Here is a 22,521-nt window from a genome sequence, read left to right as displayed (position 1 = left end):
CGCGCCGGCTCCTCGGCCGGCGCGGCACTCTCAACGTATAGGGAGATAAAGGGGCATATAGGATCTGCATATGCCGTCCGGGTGTGTGCTGTACGGGTGTTTTCCCGGCGGGCGTCCGCCGCCCCGGCGCGCTGCCGGTGTAAGCCACGGAGAAACGGCGGTGCCCCCTGACCAGTGGTCAGGGGGCACCGTCTCGTCGTGCGGCCGGCTACTTCACCGGCTCGGGCTCCGGCTCGGTCGCGGGCTCGTCGTCGTCCGCCGGGTCCACCGGGGTCCGGACGGAGTCCAGCAGGAGCTGGGCGACGTCCACGACCTGGATGGACTCCTTGGCCTTGCCGTCGTTCTTCTTGCCGTTGACCGAGTCGGTCAGCATGACCAGGCAGAACGGGCAGGCGGTGGAGACGATGTCGGGGTTGAGGGAGAGGGCCTCGTCGACGCGCTCGTTGTTGATGCGCTTGCCGATCCGCTCCTCCATCCACATCCGCGCGCCACCGGCGCCACAGCAGAAGCCGCGCTCCTTGTGGCGGTGCATCTCCTCGTTCCTGAGGCCCGGGACCTTGCCGATGATCTCGCGCGGAGGCGTGTAGATCTTGTTGTGCCGGCCCAGGTAGCAGGGGTCGTGGTACGTGATGATGCCCTCGACCGGGGTGACGGGGATCAGCTTGCCCTCGTCCACCAGGTGCTGGAGCAGCTGGGTGTGGTGGACGACCTCGTAGTCGCCGCCGAGCTGCGGGTACTCGTTGCCGAGCGTGTTGAGGCAGTGCGGGCAGGTGGCGACGATCTTCTTGGCCGACCTGGGCTTCGCCGACTCGGGCACGACCTTGCCGTCCTCGTCCATCTCCTCGCCGAAGGCGGCGTTGAGGGACATGACGTTCTCCATGCCGAGCTCCTGGAACAGGGGCTCGTTGCCGAGGCGGCGGGCGGAGTCACCGGTGCACTTCTCGTCGCCGCCCATGATGGCGAACTTGACGCCCGCGATGTGCAGCAGCTCGGCGAACGCCTTGGTCGTCTTCTTGGCGCGGTCCTCCAGGGCACCGGCGCAGCCGACCCAGTAGAGGTACTCGACCTCGGAGAGGTCCTCGATGTCCCTGCCGACGACCGGGATCTCGAAGTCGACCTCCTTGGTCCACTCCAGGCGCTGCTTCTTCGCCAGGCCCCAGGGGTTGCCCTTCTTCTCCAGGTTCTTGAGCATCGTGCCCGCCTCGGACGGGAACGCGGACTCGATCATCACCTGGTAGCGGCGCATGTCGACGATGTGGTCGACGTGCTCGATGTCGACCGGGCACTGCTCGACGCAGGCGCCGCAGGTGGTGCAGGACCACAGGACGTCCGGGTCGATGACGCCGTTCTCCTCGGCGGTGCCGATCAGCGGGCGCTCGGCCTCCGCGAGAGCCGCGGCGGGCACGCCGGCCAGCTGCTCCTCGGACGCCTTCTCCTCGCCCTCCATGGTCTTGCCGCCACCTGCGAGCAGGTACGGCGCCTTGGCGTGGGCGTGGTCCCGCAGCGACATGATCATCAGCTTCGGGGAGAGCGGCTTGCCGGTGTTCCACGCGGGGCACTGCGACTGGCAGCGGCCGCACTCGGTGCAGGTGGAGAAGTCCAGCAGGCCCTTCCAGGAGAACTGCTCCACCTGGGAGACGCCGAAGACGTCGTCGTCACCGGGGTCGGTGAAGTCGATCGGCTTGCCGCCGGAGGTCATCGGCTGGAGCGCGCCCAGGGCGACACCGCCGTCCGCGTCCCGCTTGAACCAGATGTTCGGGAACGCCAGGAAGCGGTGCCAGGCCACACCCATGTTGGTGTTGAGCGAGACCACGATCATCCAGATGAACGAGGTCCCGATCTTGATCATGGCGACCAGGTAGACCAGGTTCTGCAGGGTGGTGACGCTCAGCGTCTTGAAGGCGAGGACCAGCGGGTAGGAGGCGAAGTAGGCCGCCTCGTAGTGATCGACGCCGTGCAGGGCGCCCTCGAGGCCGCGCAGGGTGTAGATCGCCAGGCCGATGGTGAGGATGACGTACTCGACGAAGTACGCCTGGCCGGCCTTGGAGCCGGCGAAGCGGGACTTGCGGCCCGGCCGGGAGGGCAGGCTGAGCAGCCGGATGACCATGAGCACGGCGATGCCGAGGACGGTCATGACGCCGATGAACTCGATGTACAGCTCGAAGGGCAGGAAGTCGCCGATGAAGGGCAGCGTCCAGTCGGCCTTGAAGAGCTGGCCGAACGCCTGGGCCAGGGTCGGCGGCAGCGTCAGGAAGCCGACGGCCACGAACCAGTGGGCCACTCCGACGATGCCCCACCGGTTCATCCGGGTGTGGCCGAGGAACTCCCGCACCAGGGTCACGCTGCGCTGGTACGGGTTGTCGGTCCGGGTACCGGCGGGGACGGGCTGGCCCAGCTTGAAGTACCGGACGAACTGTCCGATGGCCCGGGCGAGCAGCGCGACACCGACCACGGTCAGGACCAGCGACACGATGATCGCGGCGAGTTGCATGAGGGGCTCCTGAGGCGGCCTCGAAATTACTAAGCGGTAACTTATGCAGTCCGTCTGAGACTACCCCCATCTTCCTGCGGGATGCAGGCGGGTGCGGGGTGACGTGAGTCGCTGAGGGTTACCTTCGCCGGGACGGCGGAGTCTGGCTCAGCCTCGTTCACCCGGCTCCTCGCGCTCCTTGCATATAAGAGCCATATAAGAGTTGAGCCCGGTTGACTCATGTCTGTTGACTCACCGCAGCCGGAGTGGCACACTTGAGCCAGTCCCACTCAAGTTCTCTGGAGGAATCAACCATGGCACGTGCGGTCGGCATCGACCTGGGCACGACTAACTCCGTCGTCAGCGTTCTGGAGGGCGGCGAGCCCACCGTCATCACCAACGCCGAGGGTGCCCGGACCACGCCGTCCGTCGTCGCCTTCGCGAAGAACGGTGAGGTGCTCGTCGGCGAGGTCGCCAAGCGCCAGGCGGTCACGAACGTGGACCGGACCATCCGTTCCGTGAAGCGCCACATGGGCACGGACTGGAAGATCGAGCTCGACGGCAAGAGCTTCAACCCGCAGCAGATGAGCGCCTTCATCCTGCAGAAGCTGAAGCGCGACGCCGAGGCGTACCTGGGCGAGAAGGTGGCCGACGCGGTCATCACCGTCCCGGCGTACTTCAACGACTCCGAGCGTCAGGCCACCAAGGAAGCCGGTGAGATCGCGGGTCTGAACGTCCTGCGCATCGTCAACGAGCCGACCGCCGCCGCTCTCGCGTACGGCCTCGACAAGGACGACCAGACCATCCTGGTCTTCGACCTCGGTGGCGGCACCTTCGACGTCTCGCTGCTGGAGATCGGTGACGGCGTCGTCGAGGTGAAGGCCACCAACGGTGACAACCACCTCGGTGGTGACGACTGGGACCAGCGCGTCGTCGACTACCTGGTCCAGCAGTTCAAGGCCGGCCACGGCGTGGACCTCGCCAAGGACAAGATGGCCCTCCAGCGCCTCCGCGAGGCCGCCGAGAAGGCCAAGATCGAGCTGTCGTCCTCCACGGAGACCTCGATCAACCTGCCCTACATCACGGCGTCCGCCGAGGGCCCGCTGCACCTGGACGAGAAGCTCACCCGCGCCCAGTTCCAGCAGCTGACCGCCGACCTGCTGGAGCGCTGCAAGACGCCGTTCCACAACGTCATCAAGGACGCGGGCATCCAGCTGTCCGAGATCGACCACGTCGTTCTCGTCGGTGGCTCCACCCGTATGCCGGCCGTCGCCGAGCTCGTCAAGGAGCTGACCGGTGGCAACGAGGCCAACAAGGGCGTGAACCCGGACGAGGTCGTCGCCATCGGTGCCGCCCTCCAGGCCGGTGTTCTCAAGGGCGAGGTCAAGGACGTCCTGCTCCTCGACGTCACCCCGCTGTCCCTCGGTATCGAGACCAAGGGCGGCATCATGACCAAGCTCATCGAGCGGAACACGACGATCCCGACCAAGCGGTCCGAGATCTTCACCACCGCCGAGGACAACCAGCCCTCCGTGCAGATCCAGGTCTACCAGGGCGAGCGCGAGATCGCGGCGTACAACAAGAAGCTCGGGATGTTCGAGCTGACCGGTCTGCCGCCGGCCCCGCGTGGCGTCCCGCAGATCGAGGTCGCCTTCGACATCGACGCCAACGGCATCATGCACGTGACCGCGAAGGACCTGGGCACGGGCAAGGAGCAGAAGATGACCGTCACCGGTGGCTCCTCGCTGCCGAAGGACGAGGTCGACCGCATGCGCCAGGAGGCCGAGAAGTACGCGGAGGAGGACCACGCCCGCCGCGAGGCCGCCGAGACCCGCAACCAGGGCGAGCAGCTCGTCTACCAGACGGAGAAGTTCCTCAAGGACAACGAGGACAAGGTCCCCGGCGAGATCAAGACCGAGGTCGAAGAGGCTGTCGCGGAGCTGAAGGAGAAGCTCAAGGGCGAGTCCGCCGAGGGCGACAACTCCGCCGAGATCCGCACCGCCACCGAGAAGGTCGCCGCCGTCTCGCAGAAGCTCGGCCAGGCCATGTACGCCGACGCCCAGGGCGCCCAGGCCGCCGGCGGTCCTTCCGCCGACGCCGGTGACGCCAAGGACGACGACGTCGTGGACGCCGAGATCGTCGACGACGAGCGCAAGGACGGTGCCGCGTGACGGAGGAGACTCCGGGCTTCGAGGAGAAGCCCGACGTCCCCTCCGGCGCGAACCCCGACGACGCCGAGCCGCAGGCCGCCTCCGAGGAGGGGGCGGCCCCGGCTGGGGACGCAAGTGCAGACGTGGCCCTGGTGGCCCAGCTGGACCAGGCACGCACGGCGCTCGGTGAGCGCACGGCGGACCTCCAGCGCCTCCAGGCCGAGTTCCAGAACTACCGCCGCCGCGTCGAGCGCGACCGCATCGCGGTCAAGGAGGTCGCCGTCGCGAACCTCCTGACCGAGCTGCTGCCCGTGCTGGACGACATCGGCCGCGCGCGGGAACACGGCGAACTGGTCGGCGGCTTCAAGTCGGTGGCCGAGTCGATGGAGTCCGTCGCGGCCAAGATGGGCCTCATGCAGTTCGGCAAGGAGGGCGAGCCCTTCGACCCGACGATCCATGAAGCCCTGATGCACTCCTACGCGCCCGACGTCACCGAGACGACGTGCGTGGCCATCCTCCAGCCCGGTTACCGCATCGGTGAGCGCACCATCCGCCCCGCGCGGGTGGCCGTCGCCGAGCCGCAGCCCGGCGCGCAGACCGTCCAGGCGGAGGAGGCCGAGGAGAGCGCGGCCGACGACAAGGAGAACGGTGGCCCGGAGGAGGGCTGACGTAATCACGCAGATCACGCAGTACCGGAAGGAGGGACGTCGGGGATGAGCACCAAGGACTTCATCGAGAAGGACTTCTACAAGGTCCTCGGCGTCCCCAAGGACGCCACCGAGGCGGAGATCAAGAAGGCGTACCGGAAGCTCGCCCGCGAGTTCCACCCGGACGCCAACAAGGGCAACACCCGCGCCGAGGAGCGCTTCAAGGAGATCTCCGAGGCGAACGACGTCCTCGGCGACCCCAAGAAGCGCAAGGAGTACGACGAGGCGCGCGCCCTGTTCGGCAACGGCGGTTTCCGGCCGGGGCCGGGCGCGGCGGGCGGCGGGCAGTTCAACTTCGACCTCGGCGACCTCTTCGGCGGCGCCGGCGGGGCGGGCGGCGCGCAGAGCGGCAGCTTCGGCGGCGGCATCGGCGATGTCTTCGGCGGCCTGTTCAACCGGGGCGGCGCGGGTACCACCCGTACCCAGCCGCGCCGGGGGCAGGACGTCGACACCGAGGTGACGCTCAGCTTCACCGAGGCGATCGAGGGCGCGACCGTACCGCTCCGGATGACCTCGCAGGCGCCCTGCAAGGCGTGTTCGGGCACCGGCGACAAGAACGGCACGCCGCGTGTGTGCCCGACCTGCGTCGGCACCGGACAGGTCGCGCGGGGCTCGGGCGGCGGCTTCTCGCTCACCGACCCGTGCCCCGACTGCAAGGGCCGCGGCCTGATCGCCGAGCACCCCTGCATGGAGTGCAGCGGCAGCGGCCGGGCCAAGTCCTCGCGCACCATGCAGGTCCGCATCCCGGCGGGCGTCACCGACGGGCAGCGCATCCGGCTGCGCGGCAAGGGCGCGCCCGGCGAGCGCGGCGGCCCGGCGGGCGACCTGTACGTCACCGTCCATGTGGGCGAGCACAAGGTGTTCGGCCGCAAGGGTGACAACCTCACCGTCACCGTCCCGGTGACGTTCGCCGAGGCAGCCCTCGGCGGCGAGGTGCGGGTACCCACCCTCGGCGGGTCCCCGGTCACCCTGAAGCTGCCGCCCGGCACGCCCAACGGCCGCACCATGCGGGCGCGGGGCAAGGGCGCGGCGCGCAAGGACGGCAGCCATGGTGATCTGCTGATCACCGTGGAGGTGAGTGTCCCGAAGGACCTCTCGGGGAAGGCTCGTGACGCGCTCGAGGCGTATCGAGAGGCGACCGCGGACGAGGACCCGCGGGCGGAGCTGTTCGAGGCCGCGAAGGGAGAATGAGCCCGATGGACACACCCGGTCGTCGGCGCAACCCGTACGAGCTGACCGAGGAGACCCCGGTCTACGTCATCTCGGTCGCCGCGCAGCTCTCCGGACTCCATCCGCAGACGCTCCGGCAGTACGACCGCCTCGGTCTGGTCTCCCCGGACCGCACGGCGGGGCGCGGGCGGCGCTATTCGGCCCGTGACATCGAACTGCTCCGCCAGGTGCAGCAGTTGTCGCAGGACGAGGGCATCAACCTGGCCGGCATCAAGCGCATCATCGAGCTGGAGAACCAGGTCGTCGCGCTCCAGTCCCGGGTGGCAGAGCTGGAGTCGGCCCTGGACGGCGCGGCGGCGACGATGCGTCAGCGCGAGGCCGCCGTGCACGCCTCCTACCGCCGCGACCTGGTCCCGTACCAGGAGGTCCAGCAGACCAGCGCGCTGGTGGTGTGGCGGCCCAAGCGGCAGCAGTCCGCGGACTGACCGGACGCGTCCGGCGAGCACCCTCGAAGGGGCCGGGAGGCACAACGCCTCCCGGCCCCTCGGTCGTTCACGGGAGCGTTCACAGCGGCGTTCACAGGCTGGCTGACTTCATTCGACAGTGTGTACGTAACACGTGGGTCGGGCGGGGAGGGTGTGAAGCGTGTTTACAGAGGGTTGCGCAAGGCTCCGCCAGGTCTTCACCGGCTGAACGCAGCGTGGTGTTGCCATCTCGTTAAGTTGTTTTGCTTGACGCCATGGGGCGCCTCCGCGTTGTCTTTTCAGACACCTGGGTCGCACGCAGCACCCCGTCGGAACGCACCTGAAGTGAGCCCTCGAATGCGTCGTATCGCCATGTCCGTGGCCGTCTCCACGATGGTCCTCCCGCTCGCCGGCTGCGGCGTCCTGAACTCGGCGGGTGACGACGCGAGCGCGAGCCCCACCATGGGCGACCAGGTCACCGTCGGCCTGCTGCTCCCGGAGAAGGCCAACACCCGCTACGACAAGTTCGACTACCCGATCATCAAGAGCAAGGTGTCCGAACTGACCCACAAGAAGGGGAAGGTCGAGTACGCCAACGCCGACGCGGACGCCGGCCAGCAGGCCGACCAGATGCAGCGGATGATCGACGAGAAGGTCAACGTCATCCTGCTGGACGCGGTCGACTCGCACGCCATCGCGTCGACGGTGAAGAAGGCCAAGGACGCGGGCATCCCGGTCATCGCCTACGACCGGCTGGCCGAGGGCCCGATCGACGCGTACATCTCCTTCGACAACGAGCTGGTCGGCGAGGTGCAGGGCCGCTCCCTGCTGGAGCGGCTGGGCTCGGGCGCCGGGCTCTCCGACAAGATCGTGATGATGAACGGCTCGCCCACCGACCCCAACGCCAAGCAGTTCAAGGAGGGTGCGTTCTCCGAGCTGAACGGCAAGGTGACGATCGCGGACAGCTTCGACACCAAGGACTGGAAGCCGGAGAACGCCGAGGCCAACATGACCGAGGCGATCGGCAAGATAGGCAAGGCGAACATCGCGGCCGTCTACTCCGCCAACGACGGCATGGCGGCCGGGGTCATCAAGGCCCTCAAGAACGCCGGTGTCACCACCATGCCCCCGATCACCGGTCAGGACGCCGAACTCGACGCCGTGCAGCGCATCCTGGCGGGCGAGCAGTACATGAGCGTCTACAAGTCCTACCCGGACGAGGCCGAGGCCGCGGCCCAGATGGCCGTCGCCAAGGTGCAGGGCAAGGACATCCAGTTCGACGCCCTCACCCAGGACCGCATCGACAGCCCCACCGACAAGCAGATCCCGGCCAAGCTGGTCCAGGTGAGCGCGCTGACCAAGAGCAAGATCAAGGACACGGTCGTCGCGGACGGCATCTACTCGGTCGACGAGATCTGCACGGCCGGCTACAAGGCGGCCTGCGCGGCCGTCGGCCTGCGCTGACACCGCGCGGCGCGGTCGGGGCACGGCCCCGAGGCAGGTGAGGGAGGCGGCCCCGGTGACGGCGGGGCCACCTCCCTTTTTCGCGCCCCGGCGGCCCCCAACGATCCGGGCATACCGGTGTTTCGCGGCCCGCGGGGCGCGGGGAGCCGTGTTGCGGAGGCGGGCGGGGCCGCGCATAGTTGCGCTGCGAAGTGGCGGCGACCGGGGGTGGAATGGGCGATGGCCGGGCACGCGACGCAGAGACATCCCCATGGTGCCGACCGGCTGTGCGCGCCGGGGGACCGCGTGTACTCCCGCGCCGTACGCCGGGGCCGGGTGCCGCGCGCCGAAGCCGAGCCGGTGCCCTGCCTGCTGGAGCTGGCCCTGCTGCACCCCGACCCCGACGACATGGACTGGCTGGTCCCCACCTCCCCGCAGGAGGTGATGACCCGGCTGCTGCGCGGGGTCTACGACGAGGTCACCCAGAGCCAGCGCCGGATGGGCTCGGCGGTCGCCGCGTTCGACTGGTACGCCGGGCTCGGCCGTCAACTGCCCGACCTCGCCCCGCAGGGTGAAGGCACCGCGATCCGGGTGCTGGACGGGCTCACCCGTATCCAGGCCGCGATGGACGAGGCGACCGAGGCATGCGCGACCGAGGTGCTCACCGTGCAGCCCGGCGGCATCCGGCGCGAGGCCGAGCTGACCGAGGGACTGCACCGGGCGCTGGAACTGCGCGGCCGGGGCGTGCGGATGCGCGACCTGTACACGCATGTCGCCCGGCACGGGCAGGGGTTGCTCAACTACCTGGAGCTGATGGGCGACGCGGTGGAGGCCCGCACCCTGGACGAGGTCATCGACCGGCTCATCCTCTTCGACCGCACCGTCGCCTTCATCCCCGCCAACACCGACCGCACCATGGCCCTGGAGCTGCGCCACCCGGCGCTGGTGGAGTACCTGGTGACCGTCTTCGAGCGGCTGTGGCGACTGGCGATCCCGCTCACCGCCCCGCTGCCCGACACCGGCATCGAAGGCATCTCGCACCGTGAACGCGCCATCGCCGCGCTGCTCGCCGAGGGCCACCAGGACGCGGTGATCGCCGAGCGGCTCGGCATCAGCGTGCGCACCTGCCGCGCGCACATAGCCCGGCTCTCGGAGACCCTGGGCGCGACCAGCCGTACCCAACTCGGCGTCCGCATGGCCCAGGTGGGGCTGGACGGCCCGTCGCACGGACCGGCTCCGGCGCCCGCGGGCGGTGTACACGCACCCTGAACTACGCGCTCATTCCTCCTCGTTGAGGATGCCGGAGCGGGCGATGAGGTAGCCGAGCTGGGCCCGGCTGCCGCTGCCCAGCGCGGTGGCCAGCTTGGCGATGTGGGCCCGGCAGGTGCGGACGTTCATCCCGAGGCGGCGCGCGATCGCCTCGTCGACATGGCCCTCCACCAGGAGCTTGGCGATGGAGTGCTGGATGTCGGTGATGCCGTCCGGTGCGGTCTCGTAGGGCGTGCCGGCGCTCAGCGGGACCGCGCGGCTCCACATGAACTCGAAGACCTTGACGAGGTAGCGCACCAGGCCGGGGTGGCGCAGCTCCAGGGCGACCTGGCGGTCATCGCGGACCGGGATGAAGGCCACCGTCTCGTCGCAGATGATCAGCCGCTCGACCAGTTCGTCGATGGTGCGGTACTCCGCCTTGCCGTCGGCGAAGCGGTCCACGTAGGCGAGCCGGTCGGCGCTGTAGCGGGCGGTGTGCTGGTACAGGGTCCGGATGCGCACCCCGCGCTCGATGAGCGGCTGGTCGCGCTCCAGCGCCTCCAGGAGGCGGTTCTCGGGGCTGCGGCGCCCACCAGGCTGCACGGTGAGCACCTCGGTGCGGCACTGGCCGGTCGCCAGGTCCAGGGCCGCGTTGATGCGGTCCAGGCCCTCCAGGACGGTGATGGCGTGGGTCGGGGCGTCCTCACGCGCGCTCAGCGTCATGAAGGGTTCGAAGATCTCGGACAGCACGATGGACCGGCGCCGCCGATCGGCGATCTCCCGCTCGATGGGGCTCAGCCGCTGGGCCAGCGCGACGGCCGGCGCCACGGGCCGCAGCCAGCCGGGGTCGTCGGGGTCGGGGTGGAGCAGGGCGAACTCCATCAGGCACGGGGCCGCTTCGGCGTCCGCGCGCGGGATGCGGCCGGTGCGCAGGGCACTCGCGTAGAGGCGGCTTCCTTCCGCGCACATCTCGGTCACCGCGTGGGGATGTGTCGCCTCTGTCCCGTTTGTTACCAAATCTCCACCCCCCAGGGTCCTGAACATGCAGGAACATGATGCACCGATCGTGTGGCGATGATGTGCCTGAATGAGCCATCGTCTAACTCGACGGGGGAAGAGGGGACTTTCAAGTGAGGACGAAGCCGACCATGCGTAACAGAATGCTTCGCTCGGCGCTTGTTGCCGCTCTCTCCGCCGTTGCGGCCGTCGGAACTCTGGCGGGCCTCTCCGGTGCGGCGAGCGTGCACGAGCCGGGTGCCGGGGGGACCGTGACAGCGGCGGGCGTTCAGGACACCAGGTGGGACACCGCCCCGCTGGACACCAGGTGGGACAGCACGCCGGCGGATACGAGGTGGGACGTCGCCCCGCTCGACACGCGGTGGGACTGATCACCATGACCACGCCTCCCGACGACCGCTCCTTCCGTCGTGAGATGGCCACCGCCTACCGTTCCGGCTGGCACTTCATCGATCTGGTCACCGCCATCCCCCACAGCGGCGACTCGTTGATGGTGACGGTGTTCGGCGAACCGGTCGTGGTCACCCGGGACGAGGACGAGGACGTACGGGCGTACCGCTGTCTGCGCAAGCCCCGTGGTGCGCCGCAGCCGGTGCGGTGTGCCGTCCGGTACGGCATGATCTTCGTCAATCTCGACCAGCGGGACCACCGTCTCGCGGAGCCCGAGGTCGCCGACCTCAGGACCACAACTGCCACCCCCCGCAGTGCCTGACGCGATTCCCCCGTCGTAAAAGATCGCTCAGGCGCTTCCCCCCGCAGCGGCGTCACCGTGACCTGAACACGGTGACGCCGCTGCAGTTTCTGCGCATATTTCGGGGTATCGGCTATCCGGCCACGTGGCCGAAACTCTTCAGCCGCGCCCGAGCGCGCGTTCCACCTCGATCTCGATGGCGACCCGCAGGGGGTTCTCCCTGGGGGCCCGGCCGTACCGCTCGGTGAAGCGCCGCTCCGCCTCCGCGACCGACTCCCGGTCCTCGCGCACCCGCGCCCGGCCCTCCAGCGTGGCCCAGCGCCGGCCGTCGACCTGGCACACCGCCACCCGTGCCCCCTCGGCCCCGGCCGCGCGCACGAGCGCCGCCTTCGTGCTGGTGCCGCTGGTGATGACGCGGGCGATCCCGGCCTCCGGGTCCCAGGTCACGCAGACCGGCACCACGTGCGGGCTGCCGTCCGGGCGCAGGGTGGTGAGCGTGCTCAGATGCCGCTCCCGCCAGAAGGCGACGTACGAATCATCCGGTGTGTCCAGGTCCACGGAATATGAGGCCATGGCTGAAACCTAGCCAACCTGAAGTTCCCGCCGCTTAATTGAGTGCACCCGACTCAAGTTTGTGTACACTGGTTAAGTCATCAGTGGAGCAGTGTGGAGGAGGAGAACACGCACGTGGACGCCGAGCTGACCAACAGGAGCCGGGACGCGATCAACGCCGCAAGCCAGCGGGCCGTGACGGAGGGGCATCCGGATCTGACGCCCGCTCACCTGTTGCTGGCGCTGCTCGCGGGGCAGGACAACGAGAACATCACCGACCTGCTCACCGCGGTCGGAGCCGATCCGGCCGCCGTGCGCGCCGGTGCCGAGCGCGTCCTCGCCGCGCTGCCCAGCGTGACCGGCTCCACCGTCGCGCCCCCGCAGCCCAGCCGGGAGCTGCTCGCCGTCCTCGCGGACGCGGACGAGCGCGCCGGGGAACTCGGGGACGACTACCTCTCCACCGAACACCTGTTGACCGGCCTCGCCGCGAAGGGCGGCGCCGCCGGGGAAGTGCTCCAGAAGCAGGGAGCCACCGCCAAGAAGCTGCAAGACGCCTTTCAGAAGGCCAGAGGAGGACGCCGCGTGACCACCGCCGACCCCGAGGGTCAGTACAAGGCCCTGGAGAAGTTCGGCACCGACTTCACCGCCGCCGCCCGTGAGGGCCGCCTCGACCCGGTCATCGGCCGGGACCAGGAGATCCGCCGGGTCGTGCAGGTGCTGAGCCGCCGCACCAAGAACAACCCCGTCCTCATCGGTGAGCCGGGCGTGGGCAAGACCGCCGTGGTCGAGGGGCTGGCCCAGCGCATCGTCAAGGGCGATGTGCCGGAGTCCCTGAAGGACAAGCGGCTGGTCTCCCTGGACCTCGGCGCGATGGTCGCGGGCGCGAAGTACCGCGGTGAGTTCGAGGAGCGGCTCAAGGCCGTGCTCTCGGAGATCAAGGACTCCGACGGGCAGATCATCACCTTCATCGACGAGCTGCACACGGTCGTCGGCGCGGGCGCCGGGGGCGACTCCGCGATGGACGCGGGCAACATGCTCAAGCCGATGCTGGCCCGCGGCGAGCTGCGCATGGTCGGCGCGACCACGCTGGACGAGTACCGCGAGCGGATCGAGAAGGACCCCGCGCTGGAGCGGCGCTTCCAGCAGGTGCTGGTGGCCGAGCCGAGCGTCGAGGACACCATCGCCATCCTGCGCGGTCTGAAGGGGCGGTACGAGGCGCACCACAAGGTGCAGATCGCGGACAGCGCGCTGGTGGCCGCCGCGACCCTGTCCGACCGGTACATCACCTCCCGCTTCCTGCCCGACAAGGCGATCGACCTCGTGGACGAGGCCGCGTCCCGGCTGCGCATGGAGATCGACTCCTCACCCGTCGAGATCGACGAACTCCAGCGCGGCGTCGACCGGCTGCGGATGGAGGAGCTGGCGATCGGCAAGGAGACCGACCCGGCCTCCCGCGAGCGCCTGGAGCGGCTGCGCCGCGACCTCGCCGACAAGGAGGAGGAGCTGCGCGGGCTCACCGCCCGCTGGGAGAAGGAGAAGCAGTCCCTCAACCGCGTCGGTGAGCTGAAGGAGCGCCTGGACGACCTGCGCGGCCAGGCCGAACGCGCCCAGCGCGACGGCGACTTCGACACCGCCTCCAAGCTGCTGTACGGGCAGATCCCGGAGCTGGAGAAGGAGCTGGAGGCCGCCTCCGAGGCCGAGGAGGAGGCCGCGCGGGACACCATGGTCAAGGAGGAGGTCGGCTCCGACGACATCGCGGACGTCGTCGCCGCCTGGACCGGCATCCCGGCCGGCCGCCTGCTGGAGGGCGAGACGCAGAAACTGCTGCGCATGGAGGACGAGCTGGGCAAGCGGCTCATCGGCCAGAGCGAGGCCGTACAGGCCGTCTCCGACGCGGTGCGGCGCTCGCGTGCCGGGGTCGCCGACCCGGACCGGCCCAGCGGCTCCTTCCTCTTCCTCGGCCCGACCGGCGTCGGCAAGACCGAACTGGCCAAGGCGCTCGCGGACTTCCTCTTCGACGACGAGCGGGCCATGATCCGCATCGACATGTCGGAGTACGGCGAGAAGCACAGCGTGGCCCGCCTGGTCGGCGCGCCTCCCGGCTACGTGGGGTACGAGGAGGGCGGCCAGCTCACCGAGGCCGTGCGGCGGCGCCCGTACAGCGTGGTGCTGCTGGACGAGGTGGAGAAGGCGCACCCCGAGGTCTTCGACATCCTGCTCCAGGTGCTGGACGACGGCCGTCTGACGGACGGCCAGGGCCGCACGGTCGACTTCCGCAACACCATCCTGGTGCTCACTTCCAACCTGGGCAGCCAGTACCTGGTCGACCCGGCGCTGGACGAGGCGGAGAAGCGGCAGCGGGTGCTGGACGTGGTGCGGGCCTCGTTCAAGCCGGAGTTCCTGAACCGGCTGGACGACCTGGTGGTGTTCTCCGCGCTGAACGAGGAGGAGCTGGCCCGGATCGCCCGCCTCCAGATCGACCGGCTCGGCCGGCGCCTGGCGGAGCGGCGCCTCACGCTGGACGTCACCCCCGAGGCCCTGGCGTGGCTCGCGGAGGAGGGCAACGACCCGGCGTACGGCGCCCGCCCCCTGCGCCGCCTGGTCCAGACGGCCATCGGCGACCGCCTCGCCAAGGAGATCCTCTCCGGCGAGATCAAGGACGGCGACACGATCCGCGTGGACCGCGCGGAAGAGGGCCTGAAGGTGGGTCCGGCGACGGGAAAGTCGCTCTGACTGGATGATGTCCAAAGGCCCGTCTCCCCATTTGGGTGGCGGGCCTTTCCGCATGGAAAACCGGAGGCTAGCCTTTGCTCAGCGGTTGATGAGAGATTCACTTGTTCACAAAGTGGGAAGTGGGGGTCGTAGCGTGCTTCTGAGTTTCAGGGTGGCTAATCATGGCTCGCTGCGCGATTCCCAGGAGCTGAACCTGGTCCCCGCCTATGACGCCGACCGCCCCGCACTGCCCGTGGCCGCGATCTACGGCGCCAATGCCTCCGGCAAGTCGACGGTGATGAAGGCGTACCAGTTCTTCCTGGGCGCCGTGCGTGATTCGCAGGCCCGGTGGCTGCCGGACGAGCCGGTCAAGCGTCGTCCCTTCCTCCTGGATCACGACAGCAGGCGCGAACCGTCGAGCTATGCGGTGGACCTGCTGATCGACGGCGTCCGCCACGTATACGGCTTCAGCGCCGGTGACCGGGCCATCGAGGAGGAATGGCTCTACTCCTATCCGAAGGCCCGAAAGCGTGTCCTCTTCGAGCGCAAGGGCGGTGCGGTGGCGTTCGGAGCCTCGCTCACCGGAGAGCGCGCGGCAGCCGAGCGGATCATGCGGGGCAACAGCCTGTATCTGTCCGCCGCCGCACAGTCAGGACACAAGGTGCTGGGCGCTGTGTGGGAGGCCCTGCAGTGGGTCACGGTTGTCGATGACGAGACACGGCAGGCGCTGCCGACGGCCGGCTCCATCACCGCGGAAGTGTTCGACTTTTTCGAGAGGGTGGGTATCGCGCGGGCCGAGGAGCTGCTGGCGGCCGCGGATCTCGGAGTGCATGGCGTGCGGCCTAGCCAGGACGATGATCCAGGACTCCAGCGCTACGCCCACGAGTTCATGCGACGGCAGACTCAGGAGGGCCTCGACGACGAGGTGACGGCATTGCTCATGCGGTCCGTGAGCAAGTCGCTTCGATTCGTCCACCGGGTCGGAGACGAGGAGTTCCTGCTGACGGCCGAAGACGAGTCTGCCGGAACAAAGACCTGGCTCACCCTGGTCACCTGGGCGCTGCTCGCGATCGGCCGTGGCTCGCAACTGTGGATCGACGAGATCGATGTCAGCTTGCACCCCCTGCTGACCGCCAAGCTCGTCAAGCTCTTCCAGAGCACTCAACTGAATCCGCTCGGAGCTCAGTTGATGTTCACGACGCACGATGCCTCACTCCTTGGCACCATGCTCGGTGAAGAGGTGCTGCGCCGCGACCAGATCTGGTTCGTGGAGAAGGACGCGGCGACCGGAGCCTCCGAGCTGTATCCGCTCAGTGACTTCAAGCCGCGCAAGGGGGAGAACTTCGAGCGGCGGTATCTGGCGGGAAGCTACGGCGCTGTGCCACTGCTGCCCGACGGAGCCTTCGAGGACATGGTCAAGCAGTACTGGGGGGGCACGTGGCAAGGCCGTTTCCGCGTGAGGGATCGGGCCGCCGCCGCGGTCCCGTCCGGCGCTCGGCGCGCACGCTCCTGATCGTCTGCGGCAGCAAGGAGACCGAGCGCCAGTACTTCCAGGGGCTGCGCGAACAGTTGCGGAATCCCGCCGTGTCCGTCGTCGTGCGGGGCAAGGCGTGCTCCCCTACGCAGTTGGTCAGCTATGCCAAGACTCAGCGCAGCCTCGGTAAGGACAGCTTCGACGAGGTCTGGTGCGTCTTCGACGTGGACCAGTTCCCGGACGTGGCGGCGGCCGTGACCGCCGCGCGCCGCGCGGGCATCCGGGTGGCGGTCTCCCATCCGTGCTTCGAGCTGTGGCTGCTCCTCCATTTCGCCGCGCACACGGCCCACGCGGCGACGTACAAGGACCTGCTGCCGATCTTGCGCAAGCACGTGCCGGAGTACGACAAGACGCGCATCGACTTCGCCGTGTACCGAGACGGCCGGACCGACGCGGTGGAGCGTGCCCGGAAGCTGGACTCCACCGGTGAGGACTACACCCGGAATCCGTCGACCGGTGTATGGCAGCTCGTGGAGCGGATGGAAGAGCGCTGAGGGTGGGTACTCGCCGCTGAGAGCCCCGTACGGCGCAGGCATGTCCGCCCGTGGCTGACAGGCCGCGTCGGGGCTTGCCACGGACCTCCCCCTCTGGGGGAGGATGGCGGAATTCCGTACGAAGGGAAAACCACGGTGAGCATCGACCCGTCCTCGATTCCGAACTTCGGGGGCCAGCCCGAGCAGCAGCCGCAGGAACCGGCGGGCCCCGTCCTCCCGGATCAGGACCTCGTGAAGCAGCTCCTGGACCAGATGGAGCTGAAGTACGTCGTGGACGAGGAGGGCGACCTCGCGGCGCCCTGGGAGCAGTTCCGCACGTACTTCATGTTCCGTGGGGAGGACGAGCAGCGCGTCTTCTCGGTGCGGACCTTCTACGACCGCCCGCACCAGATCGAGGAGAAGGCGCGGCTGCTGGAGTCCATCGACGACTGGAACCGTCGCACCCTGTGGCCCAAGGTCTACACCCACACCCACGACGACGGCACGGTCCGCCTCATTGGCGAGGCCCAGATGCTGATCGGCACGGGCGTCGACCTCAACCACTTCGTCTCCTCCACGGTGAGCTGGGTCCGCGCGGCCATCGAGTTCGACAAGTGGCTCGCCGAGCAGCTCGGCCTCGAGCAGGAGATCGACGACGCCGAGGACTCGGGCGGGGACGTGGAGTAGTCCACGCCGGACCGAACGACGGCTGAGGGCCGGGGCGCGCGTTTCGCCGCCCCGGCCCTCAGCCGTGTCAGGCCAGGCGGCGCAGGCGGTCGGTGGCCTCCTGGAGCAGCTCCGGCTTCTTGCAGAACGCGAAGCGGACGAACGGGGCGCCCGCTTCCCGGTCGTCGTAGAAGACGGCGTTCGGGATGGCGACGACGCCCGCGCGTTCGGGGAGGGCGCGGCAGAAGGCGAAGCCGTCCTTCTCGCCGAGGGGGCGGATGTCGGTGGTGATGAAGTAGGTGCCCGCGGGGCGGAAGACGCCGAAGCCCGCTTCCGCGAGGCCCGTGGCGAGGATGTCGCGGCGGGCGAGCATGTCGCGGCGGAAGCCGTCGAAGTAGGAGTCGGGCAGCGCCAGGGCCTCGGCGACCGCGTACTGGAAGGGGCCCGCGGAGACGTAGGTGAGGTACTGCTTCGCCGAGCGGACCGCGCTGACCAGGGCGGGAGCCGCCGTCACCCAGCCGACCTTCCAGCCGGTGAACGAGAAGGTCTTGCCGGCCGAGCCGATCGTCACCGTGCGGTCGCGCATGCCGGGGAAGCTCGCGAGCGGGAGGTGTTCGGCGTCGTCGAAGACCAGGTGCTCGTAGACCTCGTCCGTCACCACCAGCAGGTCGCGCTCCACCGCCAGCTCGGCGATGGCGGCCAGCTCATCGCGGGTCAGGACCGTGCCGGTCGGGTTGTGCGGGGTGTTGATCAGCAGCAGCCGGGTCCGGTCGGTGACGGCCGCGCGCAGCTCGTCCAGGTCCAGCCGGAAGCGGCCCTCCGCCGGGCGCAGCGTCACCGGTACGCGCCGCCCGCCCGCCATGGCGATGCTCGCCGCGTACGAGTCGTAGTACGGCTCCAGCGCCACCACCTCGTCGCCAGGCTCCACCAGCGCGAGCAGGGTCGCCGCGATGGCCTCCGTGGCGCCCGCCGTGACCAGGACCTCGGTGTCGGGGTCGTACGCCAGCCCGTACCGGCGCCGCTGGTGCGCGGTGATCGCGTGGCGCAGCTCCGGCACGCCCGGCCCCGGCGGGTACTGGTTGCCGCGGCCGTCACGCAGCGCCCGTACCGCCGCCTCCCTGATCTCCTCGGGGCCGTCCGTGTCGGGGAAGCCCTGGCCGAGGTTGATCGCGCCGGTGGCCGTGGCCAGGGCGGACATCTCGGCGAAGATGGTCGTCCCGAACTCGGCGAGCCGGCGGTTGAGGTACGGACGTGCGCTGGAGGTCATGCGGGCCATCCTCCGCCCAAGCTCTGGACTTCCTCAACTTGCCCATGGGGTTCGAGCCCCGTGACGGAACGCGGCGCACCGCCTCTGAGCAGGGGGTCAGCCGTCGTCGGGAGCAACGCTGAAGAGACCACCCCGCCCGGCGGGATGGTCTCTTCAGCCTGTGTCAGGAATGCGGTGGGAATGCCTTTATCGAGTGGGATCGTTTGATCTCCGACCCGAAGGGTTGGTCAGGCGTGCCCGGAGACGTACCCGATGATCAGAGGGTTGTTCGGGTGCTCATCTTTTCCGTTCGCTCCATCGCGAGCTGTCGTCGCGAACGTCACCGCATAGTTGCTGCCCTCGGGGAAGTCGTAGTCGCACCAGGTGAATCCATTGGCGGCACCATCGGCGTCGGTGCAGGACCCCGACCTGCCCTCCTGCGGGCCATTGATGAGGGTCCACCAGAGAATTACGCGCTTACCGTCGGCGATGTAGTCCTGGACCGCGAACTTGTCGCCATCCGAGTAAAAACACCCGTAACCCGCAGTGCCCTGCATGAGGGTGCACCATTTGGTGGTCGTGGCCTGCGCCGGCGTGACGATGCTGAACGCCAGTGCTGCGGCGAACGCCGTGGTGATCGCAGCCTTGATCGCCGAGGACTTTTTCATTCGTTCTCCACCCGTTGATCCGAAAGAACCAGTGCGGTACACGGTAGGACTTCAAAAAATTACGACAACCGAATTCCTGTTCTTCTGAGGAAGAATTGAGCTAGCTGGTCAATTTGTCGCCATATGCGTGGGAGTCTCCAATGGCCACTGACCCTGCTGATCCATGTAGGTCAGGGCCCTTTTGGTGATAGACCCTCAGAACTTCCTCAAATCGGCTTTGGCGTTCTCCGCGGGCGGGCATCCCCCGGTCACCGCGCGATGCGTGGGTACGGACGGGGCGCCCACGGGGGGTCGCTTCGGGGGAACGGAAGGAGGGGGGGACGCCATGGTCATCGGCATCATCCTCGTCGTGGTGGTCCTGGTCGGCGCGGCCGCGCTGCGGACGCGGCGCCGGCGCAGGTGGGGGCGGCAGCGGGTCTCGGCCGGGACGGCGCGTTCGCTGCGCGGCAGGTCCGGTTCGTCGTCGTCCTCGGGGTCGTACGACAGCGGGTCCAGCTGGTGGGTCTGGGGTGGGGACTCCGGGTCCTCCGGGGGGCACCACGGCGGGGGCGGCGGGCACTCCGGGCATTCGTCCTGCGGGGGCGGCCACTCGTCCTGCGGCGGCGGGTCCTCGTGCGGCGGCGGCTCGTCCTGCGGGGGTGGCGGGGGCTGCGGGGGCGGCAACTGATCCCAGGTCCCTGGGGCACGACCCCTACGGGCGTGCCCCAGGGGGGCGTGCACCGGCGGAATCCAGCCGGGGCCGCGCGGCCGGAGGTGACGAAATCTCGCCGGGGTTGCGGCCGGGGCGCACACCGGGGGCGGAGCCCAGTGCTCCGCGCCTGGCGTACGCCGTAGTTGAACAGTTGAGCTGTGGAGCCCTCTGAGGGATGGAAACCCTCCGAACTTGGGTAAAAACGCTGTGGCACGGCCAGTGTTCGTGATTCCCTCTAAAACACCACCTCAAGCCCTCGGACGTCCGATGGACACCGCTTCGCCAGCCGGGCCGACCTGGCCGAATCGCCCGGTGTCACCGAGGTGCGCCGGACCACCCCTCTCCTCGTGTGTTAGCGGAGCCGATCCATGCTCACGACCCTGCAAACGTCCTACACCGATACGCGCGCTGCCGACCTCGCCTGGGCCCTCGGCCGCGAACCACTCCCGGCCCTGGCCACCCTCGATCTCGAACTGAGCGGGGCGAAGTTGCAGTTGAGACTGCTCGGCGCCTCCCACCAGGTCCTTCTGGAGGAGGGCCGGGGCAGTTGTTCGGAGACGGTGGCGTGCATCACCGGCTCCAGCACCCCGCTTCCCCTCGGCGTCGCCAAGCGGGTCGGCGACTGGGAGTACGAGTTCGCGGCGCGGGTGGAGATGCTCACGCCGGGCTCCTTCGCGGGCCGCGCCCAGGAGTTGCTGGCGCTCGTCTCCGACCATCCGCACGGACTCGCCGGGGTGTTCCCCGGCAGCCCGCACGCCTTCACCGCGATGCTCGCCCAGCGGCACGAGGGCCAGGTGCGCTGGCGCACCTGGCACGCGTACCCGCAGGACGGCCAGTTGGTGGCGACCCGCACCCGCGTCGGGGTCCGGGTCCCGGCCGGGCGGGGTGCCTGGTAAACCAACAGGGCCAGCCTGACAGGGAGTTTCCACACGTGTGGGTGACGAAGCGTCCCGCTGTGGTGACGTAACGTCGCAGCGTGATCGATTCGCACGCCCCCGTGTCCTCGGGTGCCCCGCCCTGGACCGAGCCCGCGCGGCTGCCCGTCGAGCCCGGTACCGGGCGGTTCCTGGTGCTCGCGTGCGTCTTCGTCTGCGCGGCCTGCGGGCTGGTGTACGAACTCGAACTCGTCGCCTTCGCCTCGTACTTGATCGGTGACTCGGTCACCCAGGCGTCCGTGGTGCTGTCGGTGATGGTGTTCGCCATGGGCATCGGCTCGCTCGCCGCCAAACGGCTGCGCTGGCACGCGGCCGTGGGCTTCGGCGCGATCGAGACCGCGCTCGCGCTGGTCGGCGGGTGCAGCGCGATGGCGTTGTACGCGGTGTTCGCGTGGACCGGTGGCTGGGGCGGGGTGTGGGCGGACGGCCCGCGCTGTCTGCTGGTCGGCTTCTCCCTCGCCATCGGCCTGTTGGTGGGTGCCGAGGTGCCGTTGCTGATGGAGCTGATCCAGCGCATCCGGCGCCAGGACGCGGGCGGCGCGGTGGCCGACCTGTTCGCCGCCGACTATGTGGGCGCACTGGTCGGCGGATTGGCCTTCCCCTTCGTACTGCTGCCGTTCCTGGGCCAGTTGACCGGCGCCCTGCTCACCGGGTCGGTGAACGTGGTCGCCGGGAGCGCGCTGGTGCTCGGGCTGTTCCGCCGCGATCTGACCCGGCGCGCCCGCTGGACGCTGCTCGCCGCCGGGCTGGCGGTGCTCGGGGTGCTCGCCTCGGCCGCCGCGCTCGCCGGTGACTTCGAGGCGGCCGCCCGGCGCGCCGTGTACGGGCCGGACGTGCGGGTGGCCGCGCAGACGGACGTACAGGAGGTGGTCCTCGCCGGGGGTACGGACGGCAAGCCGCTCGATCTCTTCCTGGACGGGCGGCTGCGCGTCGGCGGCCGGGACGAGCGGCGCTACCACGAGGCGCTGGTCCACCCCGCGCTGTCCGGCCCGCACCGGCGGGTGCTGATCCTCGGCGGCGGGGACGGGCTGGCCGCGCGGGAGGTGCTGCGGCACAAGGGGGTCTCGCGGGTGGACGTGGTCGAACTGGACGCCGGCCTCGTCCGCCTGGCCCGCCGCGACCCCGGCCTCTCCGCCCTCAACGCCCACGCGTACGACGACCCGCGCGTGCACGTCACCACGGCGGACGCGCTGAGCTGGCTGCGGCGGGCGCCGGCCGGGCGGTACGACGTGGTCCTCGCGGACCTGCCCGACCCCGGCATCACGGCGAGCACCAAGCTGTACTCCCAGGAGTTCTACGGCCTCGCCCGCCGCGTCATCGCCCCCGGCGGACGCCTCGCCGTGCATGCCGGGCCGGTGACCGCGCGCCCCCGCGTCTTCTGGACGGTCGCGGAGACGTTGCGCGCGGCGGGTTTCTCGTCGACCCCCTACCGCGTCCTGGGCCACGACTCGGGCTTCGCCACCGGCCCCGACCGCTCGGCGGGCTCCTCCGGAAGCCCCCACGACTGGGGGTTCCTCCTGGCGGCACCGGGCCCGAGGGCCCCCCTTCCCCGGCTCGACCCCTACGGGACCCGGCCCCGCACCCTGACCGAGCCGGACCTGAGAGCGGACGTGGCGGCGGCCCGGATCACCCGCGTCCCCGGCCTGCCCCCGTCGACCCTGGCCCATCCCCGGTACTGAACCCC

Annotated in this window: 19 protein-coding genes; 14 read left to right on the top strand and 5 right to left on the bottom strand. The window is 69.5% G+C overall.

Annotated features, from left to right (window positions below; all coding sequences use genetic code 11):
* Positions 1-208: 208 nt before the first annotated feature.
* Positions 209-2,491, bottom strand: a complete 2,283-nt coding sequence (locus tag ACIGA3_RS17110) for a (Fe-S)-binding protein (protein ID WP_399715943.1) — start codon at positions 2,489-2,491, stop codon at positions 209-211.
* Between the two features lie 293 nt (positions 2,492-2,784).
* Here ACIGA3_RS17110 and dnaK point away from each other — a divergent pair, with 293 nt between their 5' ends.
* From dnaK to ACIGA3_RS17080, 6 genes are all read left to right on the top strand, one after another.
* On the top strand, positions 2,785-4,641 hold the full coding sequence (gene dnaK / locus ACIGA3_RS17105) for a molecular chaperone DnaK (protein ID WP_399715940.1): 1,857 nt from the start codon (positions 2,785-2,787) through the stop codon (positions 4,639-4,641).
* Entirely contained in the window at positions 4,638-5,288 is a 651-nt protein-coding gene (grpE, locus tag ACIGA3_RS17100) for a nucleotide exchange factor GrpE (protein ID WP_399715938.1), read from the top strand. Before dnaK ends, grpE begins: the two co-directional genes overlap by 4 nt.
* Positions 5,289-5,333: 45 nt before the next feature.
* Positions 5,334-6,518, top strand: a complete 1,185-nt coding sequence (gene dnaJ / locus ACIGA3_RS17095) for a molecular chaperone DnaJ (RefSeq protein ID WP_399715935.1) — start codon at positions 5,334-5,336, stop codon at positions 6,516-6,518.
* Between the two features lie 5 nt (positions 6,519-6,523).
* A complete protein-coding gene (locus tag ACIGA3_RS17090; protein ID WP_399715932.1) occupies positions 6,524-6,982 on the top strand; it encodes a heat shock protein transcriptional repressor HspR in 459 nt (152 codons plus the stop codon).
* 336 nt (positions 6,983-7,318) lie between these two features.
* Complete coding sequence (locus ACIGA3_RS17085; RefSeq protein ID WP_399715930.1) at positions 7,319-8,425, top strand: sugar ABC transporter substrate-binding protein; 1,107 nt, start codon at positions 7,319-7,321, stop codon at positions 8,423-8,425.
* Positions 8,426-8,644: 219 nt separating this feature from the next.
* A complete protein-coding gene (locus ACIGA3_RS17080) occupies positions 8,645-9,673 on the top strand; it encodes a LuxR C-terminal-related transcriptional regulator (protein WP_399715927.1) in 1,029 nt (342 codons plus the stop codon).
* Between the two features lie 9 nt (positions 9,674-9,682).
* Here ACIGA3_RS17080 and ACIGA3_RS17075 read toward each other — a convergent pair whose 3' ends face one another.
* Positions 9,683-10,696 (bottom strand): helix-turn-helix transcriptional regulator, encoded by a 1,014-nt coding sequence (locus tag ACIGA3_RS17075; RefSeq protein WP_399715924.1) that lies wholly within the window; start codon positions 10,694-10,696, stop codon positions 9,683-9,685.
* A gap of 349 nt (positions 10,697-11,045) precedes the next feature.
* Between ACIGA3_RS17075 and ACIGA3_RS17070 the strand changes: the two genes are divergently transcribed.
* Positions 11,046-11,381, top strand: coding sequence for a hypothetical protein (locus ACIGA3_RS17070; RefSeq protein ID WP_030816552.1), 336 nt, complete (start codon positions 11,046-11,048; stop codon positions 11,379-11,381).
* A gap of 138 nt (positions 11,382-11,519) precedes the next feature.
* On the opposite strand, the gene ACIGA3_RS17065 is transcribed toward ACIGA3_RS17070, so the two are convergent.
* Positions 11,520-11,933 (bottom strand): pyridoxamine 5'-phosphate oxidase family protein, encoded by a 414-nt coding sequence (locus tag ACIGA3_RS17065; protein WP_399715921.1) that lies wholly within the window; start codon positions 11,931-11,933, stop codon positions 11,520-11,522.
* A 114-nt stretch (positions 11,934-12,047) separates the two neighbouring features.
* Here ACIGA3_RS17065 and clpB point away from each other — a divergent pair, with 114 nt between their 5' ends.
* The 4 genes from clpB (at position 12,048) to ACIGA3_RS17045 (ending at position 17,318) form a co-directional block, all read left to right on the top strand.
* Complete coding sequence (clpB, locus tag ACIGA3_RS17060; protein WP_399715918.1) at positions 12,048-14,645, top strand: ATP-dependent chaperone ClpB; 2,598 nt, start codon at positions 12,048-12,050, stop codon at positions 14,643-14,645.
* 133 nt (positions 14,646-14,778) lie between these two features.
* On the top strand, positions 14,779-16,137 hold the full coding sequence (locus ACIGA3_RS17055; RefSeq protein ID WP_399715916.1) for an ATP/GTP-binding protein: 1,359 nt from the start codon (positions 14,779-14,781) through the stop codon (positions 16,135-16,137).
* Complete coding sequence (locus tag ACIGA3_RS17050; RefSeq protein ID WP_399715913.1) at positions 16,062-16,652, top strand: RloB family protein; 591 nt, start codon at positions 16,062-16,064, stop codon at positions 16,650-16,652. Before ACIGA3_RS17055 ends, ACIGA3_RS17050 begins: the two co-directional genes overlap by 76 nt.
* A 135-nt stretch (positions 16,653-16,787) precedes the next feature.
* Positions 16,788-17,318: a YbjN domain-containing protein gene (locus ACIGA3_RS17045; protein WP_389004029.1), complete on the top strand. Its 531-nt coding sequence runs from the start codon at positions 16,788-16,790 to the stop codon at positions 17,316-17,318.
* 67 nt (positions 17,319-17,385) lie between these two features.
* Here ACIGA3_RS17045 and ACIGA3_RS17040 read toward each other — a convergent pair whose 3' ends face one another.
* Together ACIGA3_RS17040 and ACIGA3_RS17035 are read right to left on the bottom strand one after the other, a co-directional pair.
* Complete coding sequence (locus tag ACIGA3_RS17040; RefSeq protein WP_399715910.1) at positions 17,386-18,573, bottom strand: pyridoxal phosphate-dependent aminotransferase; 1,188 nt, start codon at positions 18,571-18,573, stop codon at positions 17,386-17,388.
* A gap of 218 nt (positions 18,574-18,791) precedes the next feature.
* On the bottom strand, positions 18,792-19,211 hold the full coding sequence (locus ACIGA3_RS17035) for a hypothetical protein (RefSeq protein WP_399715907.1): 420 nt from the start codon (positions 19,209-19,211) through the stop codon (positions 18,792-18,794).
* Between the two features lie 325 nt (positions 19,212-19,536).
* Between ACIGA3_RS17035 and ACIGA3_RS17030 the strand changes: the two genes are divergently transcribed.
* The 3 genes from ACIGA3_RS17030 (at position 19,537) to ACIGA3_RS17020 (ending at position 22,516) form a co-directional block, all read left to right on the top strand.
* Positions 19,537-19,878, top strand: a complete 342-nt coding sequence (locus ACIGA3_RS17030) for a hypothetical protein (RefSeq protein ID WP_399715904.1) — start codon at positions 19,537-19,539, stop codon at positions 19,876-19,878.
* A 392-nt stretch (positions 19,879-20,270) separates the two neighbouring features.
* Entirely contained in the window at positions 20,271-20,798 is a 528-nt protein-coding gene (locus ACIGA3_RS17025) for a DUF2617 family protein (RefSeq protein WP_399715901.1), read from the top strand.
* Between the two features lie 80 nt (positions 20,799-20,878).
* Positions 20,879-22,516: a polyamine aminopropyltransferase gene (locus ACIGA3_RS17020; RefSeq protein ID WP_399715898.1), complete on the top strand. Its 1,638-nt coding sequence runs from the start codon at positions 20,879-20,881 to the stop codon at positions 22,514-22,516.
* The last annotated feature ends 5 nt before the right edge of the window (positions 22,517-22,521 follow it).

This window comes from Streptomyces sp. NPDC085596 (assembly GCF_044541565.1).
Taxonomy (GTDB): domain Bacteria; phylum Actinomycetota; class Actinomycetes; order Streptomycetales; family Streptomycetaceae; genus Streptomyces.
The sequence above is the reverse complement of the archived record's forward strand: the minus strand, read 5'-3'. Positions and strand labels throughout refer to the sequence as shown.

Coding starts and splice junctions, on each gene's coding strand:
- ACIGA3_RS17110 (WP_399715943.1), bottom strand. CDS start 2,491: ATGCAACTCGCCGCGATCATCGTGTCGCTGGTCCTGACCGTGGTCGGT.
- dnaK (WP_399715940.1), top strand. CDS start 2,785: ATGGCACGTGCGGTCGGCATCGACCTGGGCACGACTAACTCCGTCGTC.
- dnaJ (WP_399715935.1), top strand. CDS start 5,334: ATGAGCACCAAGGACTTCATCGAGAAGGACTTCTACAAGGTCCTCGGC.
- ACIGA3_RS17090 (WP_399715932.1), top strand. CDS start 6,524: ATGGACACACCCGGTCGTCGGCGCAACCCGTACGAGCTGACCGAGGAG.
- ACIGA3_RS17085 (WP_399715930.1), top strand. CDS start 7,319: ATGCGTCGTATCGCCATGTCCGTGGCCGTCTCCACGATGGTCCTCCCG.
- ACIGA3_RS17080 (WP_399715927.1), top strand. CDS start 8,645: ATGGCCGGGCACGCGACGCAGAGACATCCCCATGGTGCCGACCGGCTG.
- ACIGA3_RS17075 (WP_399715924.1), bottom strand. CDS start 10,696: ATGTTCAGGACCCTGGGGGGTGGAGATTTGGTAACAAACGGGACAGAG.
- ACIGA3_RS17070 (WP_030816552.1), top strand. CDS start 11,046: ATGACCACGCCTCCCGACGACCGCTCCTTCCGTCGTGAGATGGCCACC.
- ACIGA3_RS17065 (WP_399715921.1), bottom strand. CDS start 11,933: ATGGCCTCATATTCCGTGGACCTGGACACACCGGATGATTCGTACGTC.
- ACIGA3_RS17040 (WP_399715910.1), bottom strand. CDS start 18,573: ATGGCCCGCATGACCTCCAGCGCACGTCCGTACCTCAACCGCCGGCTC.
- ACIGA3_RS17035 (WP_399715907.1), bottom strand. CDS start 19,211: ATGAAAAAGTCCTCGGCGATCAAGGCTGCGATCACCACGGCGTTCGCC.
- ACIGA3_RS17030 (WP_399715904.1), top strand. CDS start 19,537: ATGGTCATCGGCATCATCCTCGTCGTGGTGGTCCTGGTCGGCGCGGCC.
- ACIGA3_RS17025 (WP_399715901.1), top strand. CDS start 20,271: ATGCTCACGACCCTGCAAACGTCCTACACCGATACGCGCGCTGCCGAC.